Annotated in this window: 8 protein-coding genes and 1 rRNA gene (1 of these 9 running past the window's edge); all 9 read left to right on the forward strand. The window is 44.3% G+C overall.

The window, feature by feature from the left end; translation table 11 throughout:
- The first annotated feature begins 1 nt into the window (after window position 1).
- Entirely contained in the window at window positions 2-634 is a 633-nt protein-coding gene (locus BN3910_RS01550) for a V-type ATP synthase subunit D (RefSeq protein ID WP_066923647.1), read from the forward strand.
- A gap of 84 nt (window positions 635-718) precedes the next feature.
- Window positions 719-2,266 (forward strand): ATP-binding cassette domain-containing protein, encoded by a 1,548-nt coding sequence (locus tag BN3910_RS01555; RefSeq protein WP_066923649.1) that lies wholly within the window; start codon window positions 719-721, stop codon window positions 2,264-2,266.
- A gap of 94 nt (window positions 2,267-2,360) precedes the next feature.
- Window positions 2,361-3,365 (forward strand): asparaginase, encoded by a 1,005-nt coding sequence (locus tag BN3910_RS01560; protein ID WP_066923652.1) that lies wholly within the window; start codon window positions 2,361-2,363, stop codon window positions 3,363-3,365.
- Window positions 3,366-3,710: 345 nt separating this feature from the next.
- The gene (locus BN3910_RS01565; RefSeq protein ID WP_066923655.1) at window positions 3,711-4,265 is read left to right on the forward strand and encodes a hypothetical protein; all 555 of its coding nucleotides are present in this window, start codon (window positions 3,711-3,713) and stop codon (window positions 4,263-4,265) included.
- Window positions 4,252-5,070, forward strand: a complete 819-nt coding sequence (locus BN3910_RS01570) for a hypothetical protein (RefSeq protein WP_066923657.1) — start codon at window positions 4,252-4,254, stop codon at window positions 5,068-5,070. The genes BN3910_RS01565 and BN3910_RS01570 overlap by 14 nt, the downstream gene beginning before the upstream one ends.
- Window positions 5,071-5,183: 113 nt before the next feature.
- Window positions 5,184-5,801: a hypothetical protein gene (locus BN3910_RS01575; RefSeq protein ID WP_148417311.1), complete on the forward strand. Its 618-nt coding sequence runs from the start codon at window positions 5,184-5,186 to the stop codon at window positions 5,799-5,801.
- Window positions 5,802-5,811: 10 nt separating this feature from the next.
- Window positions 5,812-6,441, forward strand: a complete 630-nt coding sequence (locus tag BN3910_RS01580; protein WP_197457212.1) for an ABC transporter ATP-binding protein — start codon at window positions 5,812-5,814, stop codon at window positions 6,439-6,441.
- 181 nt (window positions 6,442-6,622) lie between these two features.
- Window positions 6,623-7,414 carry a hypothetical protein gene (locus BN3910_RS01585; RefSeq protein WP_066923664.1) on the forward strand — a complete coding sequence of 264 codons (792 nt, stop codon included), beginning with the start codon at window positions 6,623-6,625 and terminating at the stop codon, window positions 7,412-7,414.
- 378 nt (window positions 7,415-7,792) lie between these two features.
- A 16S ribosomal RNA gene (locus tag BN3910_RS01590) occupies window positions 7,793-8,223 on the forward strand (it continues 1,093 nt past the right edge of the window).

The following is an 8,223-nucleotide window of genomic DNA, read 5'->3' on the forward strand; positions in this document are numbered from 1 at the left end:
CATGGCCTTTTTTAAGATTACACCGACCAAAGCTAATTTAATGAAAGTGAAAGCGATGCTTGCGCTGATGGAGTCCAGCTATACGCTTTTGGACAAAAAACGCGTCGTTCTTCTGCGTGCGGCCAATGCCGAGCAGAAGAAAAAAGCGGATCTGGAAGCGCGCCTGCAAACCGTGAGCGCGGATTTTCAGAAAAAGCTGAAGCACGCCACAGTGGCCATGGGACATTATCGACTGGAATCCATCGCTGCCGGCATGCCTTTTGACGAATCCATTACCTTGAGTAACCGCTCCTATATGGGCGTAGAGGTAACCCATCTGCACTATGAGGAAAGCACGAAGGATGAGCTGGATTATGACACCGTACACATTACCCTCGATTTTGCGACCGGAGCCATGCAGGAGTTTAAGAGTATCCTGTTGGAATTGGCTTCGGTTACGGACGCGGCGGATCGTCTGCAGCGGGAGATGCTGAAAACACAGAAGCGTGCCAATGCTCTGGAAAAGGTGCAAATTCCCAAATATAAAATATATCGTGATTTTATTGCGCAATCGCTCGAAGAAAAAGAGCGTGAGGAGTTTTTCCGCCTAAAATTGCTCAAGAAGAAAAAGATGAGAAAGAAACAACAGGCCTAAAATCGTCCGAAGCAGGTATTCATCGTTTGGGATATTCTCAAGTGGTTTGTCTATAAATACGTATCCGTGCATAAGGGGGAAACGATGAGAAAAAATAAGGACACAAAGGGCGGGGCAATGAGAAAAAATAAGGCGTATTGGCTCACCATCTCATTCACGACGTTGAACGTTGCCGCCAATGTGCTCTACAACTTTGCCATGGCTCTGCTTTTAGAGGCACTCATCGCACAGGATTTTCATCGGTTGATCCGGGCTGTTGGCGTCAACTTTTTCGGCGTTTTCATTATTTTAGCAACCGATGCGGCGATGAAGATTTTTCAGGCGCAATACATTATTGACCAACAGCTACAAATGCGCAAAATACAAATCTCTCGCTTGAGCGGCTACGAAATATCCAATCTGACGAGCGATATGGATTTGCTGGAGAACAACTTTTTCAATCCGTATTTTAGTAGTGTTGAAAACGGGCTTCAAATTGCCATGGCTTTGGCAGCCTTATTGTGGATTGATTGGCGTCTCGCGTGCGTCAGCTTGGTTCTTTTCGGTGTCATTGTTATAACCAACAGCAAGATGGGGCCTTATAGCGAACGAATGGTGCAAGAGTATTCCACAGCAAACGAAACCTTTCTTCATCACCTTACGGATCTCTTTAATGGAAGAAAGGTGTATGCTGTTTTTGATTTTTCACGTGGCTTTAAGGAAGCACATATGCCGCTGTTCCGTGCGTTCAACGAGGCATGGATCTCGTTAAAGCATCGTTCTATCGTCCTAGAACAGATTAGCGCTCTTTCCAGTGTAATTGCCCAAGTGGTGAATCTCTTTGTTTTGGCGCTACTCATTTTTATTGGAGCCATCCCTATTTCGTTGGTTCTGACCGCCGGAAATCTCACGGGTCAGTTGTATAATTCGCTCGCCTCCTTTCCGGAATTGTTGAGCAAAGTCAAAGGCGCTCGTCCTTTATACGCGCGCCTTTCAAAGGGAGAGGCGGAGGATGATAAGGAAAAGCCGATTCTTGAACACGAACTGACCGCCTCCGGATTGATAAAAAGGTATGGAGATAAAACACTTTTTCAAGCTGTGAACGTGTCCATTCGGCGTGGAGAAAATGTACGCATCGTCGGACCGAGCGGAAGCGGCAAGACCACCTTACTGAATATTCTTTTCGGCGTCGATGCTCCTGATGAAGGGGCCATTCAAATCGATGGAACTGTGATTTCTCCCTATCGCGGAGTGCGGAACATGGCGTATATCACGCAAAATAATTATATTTTTGAAAATACGGTGCGGTTTAATATTACGCTTGGCGATACTTTTTCGAACGAAGAGATCGAGCGCATTGCCCATCTTGTCGGAATCGACCGCTTCGTCAATCAAGATGGTCTGGATATGAACCTGCTGGAGCATGGCGAGAATATTTCCGGCGGCGAGCGTCAGCGCATTGCCCTCGCTCGCGCATTGATCCGCAAAAAAGACGTTATACTTGTCGATGAAACAACTTCCAACTTGGATACAGACAGTGCGCGCGAGATCGAGGAGATTCTTTTGCAAGACCCGAATATTACCTTCGTCTACGTGAAACATGACGAACATGCGGAAGAAGATCCTCGCTTCGATCGTATTATCACCTTATAATGTCTGTGGATTTCGGTGTTCGCTTTCCATCAGCAAGACAATGGTAGTCGAATGGATAATCCATCGTCAAAATTGCGTTTGGGAGGGAGAGACCATGAACAAAAAGATTTTGCTTTTGGGTACCGGCGGAACCATTGCATCGGTGGCCACAAAAGATGGACTTACGCCGGCGATTACGGCTGAAGAGCTGTTGGCGTATTTGCCGGAGCTATCTCCTTCTATTGAAGTAGATGCTGTACAGCTGCTCAACCTCGACTCAACCAATATTGAAGTATGCCATTGGTTGGCCATGGCAAAGGCCATTGAAGAGCATTATGACGCGTATGACGGTTTCGTTCTCTGTCATGGAACAGATACATTGGCCTATTCTTCCGCAGCTCTTTCTTATTTGATTCAGCATTCGCCCAAGCCCATCGTGCTTACCGGATCACAAAAACCGATTAATCTCGACAATACCGATGCGCGTGTCAATTTGCGTGACGCTGTGCGCTTTGCAGCCGATCCGCGTGCCCACGACGTGAATATCGTGTTCGAGGGCAAGGTGATCTGTGGTACGCGTGTGCAGAAGGTGCGTACAAAAAGCTACAATGCCTTTGACAGTGTGAATTATCCGTTGTTGGCGGCGATCCAGGAGGAGCGAATCGCCTTCTATATTGAAGACAAAGCGCGTCAAAGCGCACCGGTTCATTTTTATTCCACGCTCGATCCTGCTGTGGGCCTGTTTAAGTTGACGCCCTCCCTTGATCCGAAGATGCTCACTATTTTTGGTCGTTCGTTCCACGCTGTGATCATCGAAGCGTTCGGTGTGGGCGGTTTGCCAACGTATCGGGCAGGCGCTTATCGTGATGCAGTTGCGGAGTTGATCCGTGAAGGAAAAACAATTGTGATGACTACGCAGGTACCGTATGAAGGAAGCGATATGTCCGTCTATGCCGTGGGGCGGGATGTTAAAGAAGATCTCGATCTTTGGGAAGCCTATGATATGTCGCTGCCGTCGGTGGTGACGAAATTGATGTGGGTAATGGGTCAAACTGCATATCCAAAGGAAGCACGAAAACTCTTTCAAACGCCCATCAACCGCGATACGCTGTGGTTTTAGGGGGGGGATCCTTTCGTTCTGAATTCTTAATCATGAACCGACTTCAAAAAAACAAGAGGCAGTAGATTCTTGATTTTGAGTGGAAGTCGGTTCGTTATTTTCACTCTATTTTTACAAAACTATAATCATCATTTGTATTTGTGAAAACGATATAGCATGTATTATAATTGGAGTAGACAGTTAGGTTGTCTTGATAGAAAATGGGGGGGGGGTACACACAAGTAAGATTGTTGTCGGCAAAACAGGGAAAACGATTCGCGGCAGGCTAAAAATTATCATCGCTATCTGAAACAAGGGACTCAACTGCGCTGCAAAAGTATTAATCAAAGAAAGGGAGGAATGAAAATGCCAAAGAGATTTAAAGTCTTTATAGGTGCTTTAGTAGGGCTTTTTCTATTTTGCGCCTTTCAAATATTTCAGATCAATCGTGAAATACCAAATCAAGTACGAGAAGTACAAAAGTCATTGCCATATACTTTGAATGTAGATGGTACCGAAGTAACGGTGACCGATTACGCATTTGGTACGAAAGAACTGGATGGAATAACCTATCATACTTGTACGATCTTCTTGCAAGTAAAAACAGGCGACGATATGCCTGATCCGAAGGCTTCTCTCTTTCCTTTTGCTATGGTTGAAAATGATTATATTTTCCCGGACATACAAGAATATTCTGAGAATCTTCGCGATCCCGAAACGAGAGCACTTGTGTTGGAGCCCAATAACGCGGTGGAAGGAAGCATTATGTTTTTGCTTAGCGCTGCACAAAAAGCCGATTCCGTTCGACCGGCATTGGTTATGAAGCCGCGCGCATATCTTGAATTGTATGATCGTGAATGGAATGCAGGTAATCTATACCTTGAATTTATTCCTTTGGAGGCCAAACATGTTCAATCTTGACTTGTATCGGGTGTGTTATCGAAAACGCATTTGGGCGATCATTCCTATCCTCTTCATTTGTTGTTTCGTAGCCATACAGGATATTTCATTTGGAGATGGAGGGGAAATACCCCTGGATGTAAGACACTGGTTTCCATTAAATAGCGCATGGAATATGTGGCAACCCTTCTCCAACGGAATTCCGGCGACGATATTAGGATGGCTTTCATTTGTGATGGTTGCCCTACCGGCAAGCGACCTCTTCTATGAAGATCAAAAACATCGCCTTGTTGTTCCTTTTCGCACAGAGAAGAGGCAAAAGATAATTACCAGATCGCACTATATCCTGAATTTTTTAGCCGGCTTTTCTGTATTGCTTCTTTTGGGGATGGTGCAGAATGCCATCATTTTTACGCGAATTCCTATGATCCCCATTTCGGAACACTATATTCCTCCGGCGTCAGGTCAAAATATCTTTTCTCTGTTTTTCCTGAAGCACCCTTTCTTCTATCTTGTTTTTGCATTATTACGATGTGGACTTTTTGGGGGAATATTGGCGTGTGCGTCGCTGTCAATAAATTATTGGTTAAAAGGAAGCTATGCGGGGCTATTTATTCCGTTTTTTGTCATTCAAGTTTTCGACTTTTTATGGAACCGATTGGCTCGACTTCTTCAGCTTCCCATCGAGTGGTTTGCCCAGCTATCGATCCGATTCCCCTATGGCGTTGTAGCCTTAAACACTATGGCAAAAATCGAACTCGGCGTTTGGGTCTTCTTCATTTTCGCAACATATTTGCATGCCTGTCGCAATCGAGATGTGCTATGAAGCTATTTAGTCGCAACCTCATCTATTATTTTTTCTTTTGCTTGCGGAAATCACTTCTCATTCTGATGATTATTACGCTTTTCCAGGGGATGGCATTACAGGAGGGAGCGGAGATGGGATTATCTCCCTATGAGACATGGATGCAGATCGTTCAATATGACGTTGGCTTGCATGTGGATGCTTCCATGTATCGACTTCCTTCTGTGTGGTTTTTATTACATTTCCTTCCTGTGTGGCTGTTTTCCGATGCTTTTTGGAAGGACTATCAAGCGAACGGATGTCAGCTCTTGTTGCAGTCCGGATCGAAAAGACTTTACTTTATGGTAGGACTTGGAAGCATATGTACCCTGTGCATAGCTTTTCATGGGACGTTAGTTCTTGTGCTAAGCGTTCTTGCATTGGTCAAAGGCGGAGGTGTTAGTGGATGGATGTCTTTTTTACGAATTCATCTGTTTTTTACCATAGAGAATATTGTGTTCCTTACAGCAGTGCTTTTTCTAAGTGTATGGATACTGTATCGAGTGGGGCTTGTCGTTGTTTTTTTGTGGTTAGGAGCAGTTAGCTTGATACCATCGCCATTTCTGTTGGGCAGTGGCTCTCTCGTTTTTCGCCAAGATTTTTTAGAGCCGGAAGGATATTCGCTTCCTCTCAATCTTGTAGTCTGCGCGCTATATCTCTTTATGGTTTTTATTCTCTATTATCGACGAACAAAGAACGTCGATGTTCTGTGAGGAGGACACCGTGATTGAATTAAAAAACGTTGGAAAAAAGTTGGCTGAAGAGTGGGTTTTGAAAAATGTCACGTTGGACATAGAAGAAGGTGGAATTTATGGATTCGTAGGACAGAACGGATCGGGGAAGACGATGCTCTTTCGGGCTATTCTTGGACTCATTCAGCTCACAGAGGGCGAATGTTACATAGATGGGCATAAAGTAGATTTCGATCATCTACCAAAGGATGTGGGACTACTCCTTGAAGCTCCGGCATCCTTGCCCTATCTGAGCGGAGAGCAAAATTTAAAATTGCTTTCCTATTTGAAGTCGGAAATAACGGATAAAGAAATATCCGACATGATGAACAAAGTAGGACTGGCAAAGGCGAAGAACAAAGCGTACGGAAAGTATTCATTGGGCATGAAGCAACGATTAGGTCTTGCCTCGGCCTTCCTTCACGCACCGCGTCTCATTATATTAGATGAACCCACGAATGCATTGGATTCGCAAGGAATTGAAATATTAGTGCAGCTGCTGAAGATCTATGCATCTAAGGAGCGAATCATTCTGATTGCAAGCCATGATGAGCGATTTTTGTCTCAGGTAACGAATAGACTTTTTTACATGAGCAAGGGACAACTAACGAAAACGTTGTAACGATCTTCATGTGATGGAGGTGTTCCGTATCATACGATGATTGTTCATTCAACAGGAAGTAATGCCGGAAACATAGTGATTTCAGCACACACTACAGCAAGACGAAATTATCCATTAAAAAAACTGGGGTTAGGAATATCTTCTACACGCCAATGGTTAGGCTTAAAGATTGGGGGCAACTATGGATATTAAAAAAACAATGCTTTCGTTCGCTTTATGCGGACTTTCATTATTGATTTTAAGTTCATGTGGAAAGACAGGACGTTCAGCGGAGGAGGATGCTTCGGCAAGCGAACAAGTAGCAACGGATGCGTCTCATGAAGATACATCAAAAGAGTCCAACGAAAAGGTATCTTTTTCCAGAAATAGTACCATGTATGAAGTGACTGAACAGGTTAAAGCGTTTTTTGCATCGGATTGGTACGGCTTTAAGAAAAATAAAGCCCACTCCATTCTATTATCAGACGCGGCTAAGAAATCTATGGAACGGGATAGTACCGCAAGAGATCCTTCAATGACAAAATTTGAACGATTTAACGTGATGGATACGTTTAAAAAAGATGATTCCATCCTTATGTTAGTCGACACGGTTGTGACCAATGAAGCACAAACATCCGGTTCCGGTTGCGTTTATCGTTTGCTCTTAACGATGGAAGATGATCATCTAAGGCTTGATCAAATCATTGGAGAAAGCGGTGAGGACGCCATAAACTATCGCTCAAACATGACGGTAGAAGAGATGCACCAGGATATTGATCTTATGGCAAAAAGACTACTGTCAACAGTTGATTCACCGGATGTAAAAGCGGCATATCAAAAGGATATCGACGAGGCGAAGAAGAAATGTGATCCCAATAACCCAATGGATTTTTACTATACGATGGGCATGTTTGGACGTTCCAGCATGGGAATAGTGGACAGGGACATGTTGATTCCTATTATGCAGAAGCATGATGTGGCAGAGAAGCAGTAATTCTCGTCTATGGAAGATCTTCCAAAGATCGACCCAATGAGATGCTTTTCTATCAATAGAAAGGCTTGATTTGGCGAAAAAACCTTCATCAGTGGGGAATAGCGTTTCTCTACAGAAAAAATGAAAAAAACTTGGAAAAGGTGCTTGACAGTTCAGGCACCTTTTAGTATTCTTATCGACGGCTTCACTCGTGAGGGAGCCGAGAAAAGAAAAAGAACAAAAAAATCTTCACCTTTTCTTGACAAACCAAAACGATGTTGCTAATATGTATAAGTCACCTCGCGTGACGCGAACCTAAACAACTGAATCAATCAATAAACTTTGAGTTTAAATAATTCAAACAACAAATTTAGAGTCAAGATATTGGCTCTCAAAACTTTTTTTGAGAGTTTGATCCTGGCTCAGGATAAACGCTGGCGGCGTGCGTAACACATGCAAGTCGAACGAGAATGTACTGACGGATCCTTCGGGTGAAGATAGTACAGGACAGTGGCGGATGGGTGAGTAACGCGTAAGAAACCTGCCTTTCACACCGGGATAGCAGCTGGAAACGGCTATTAATACCGGATGATACTTTTCTAACGCATGTTGGGAAGGTCAAAGAATTTCGGTGAAAGATGGTCTTGCGTCTGATTAGCTAGTTGGTGGGGTAACGGCCTACCAAGGCGACGATCAGTAGCCGGCCTGAGAGGGTGTACGGCCACATTGGGACTGAGACACGGCCCAAACTCCTACGGGAGGCAGCAGTGGGGAATTTTGCACAATGGAGGAAACTCTGATGCAGCGACGCCGCGTGAACGAAGAAGGTT

Origin of the sequence: Murdochiella massiliensis (assembly GCF_900059565.1) — a bacterium.
GTDB classification, from domain to species: domain Bacteria; phylum Bacillota; class Clostridia; order Tissierellales; family Peptoniphilaceae; genus Murdochiella; species Murdochiella massiliensis.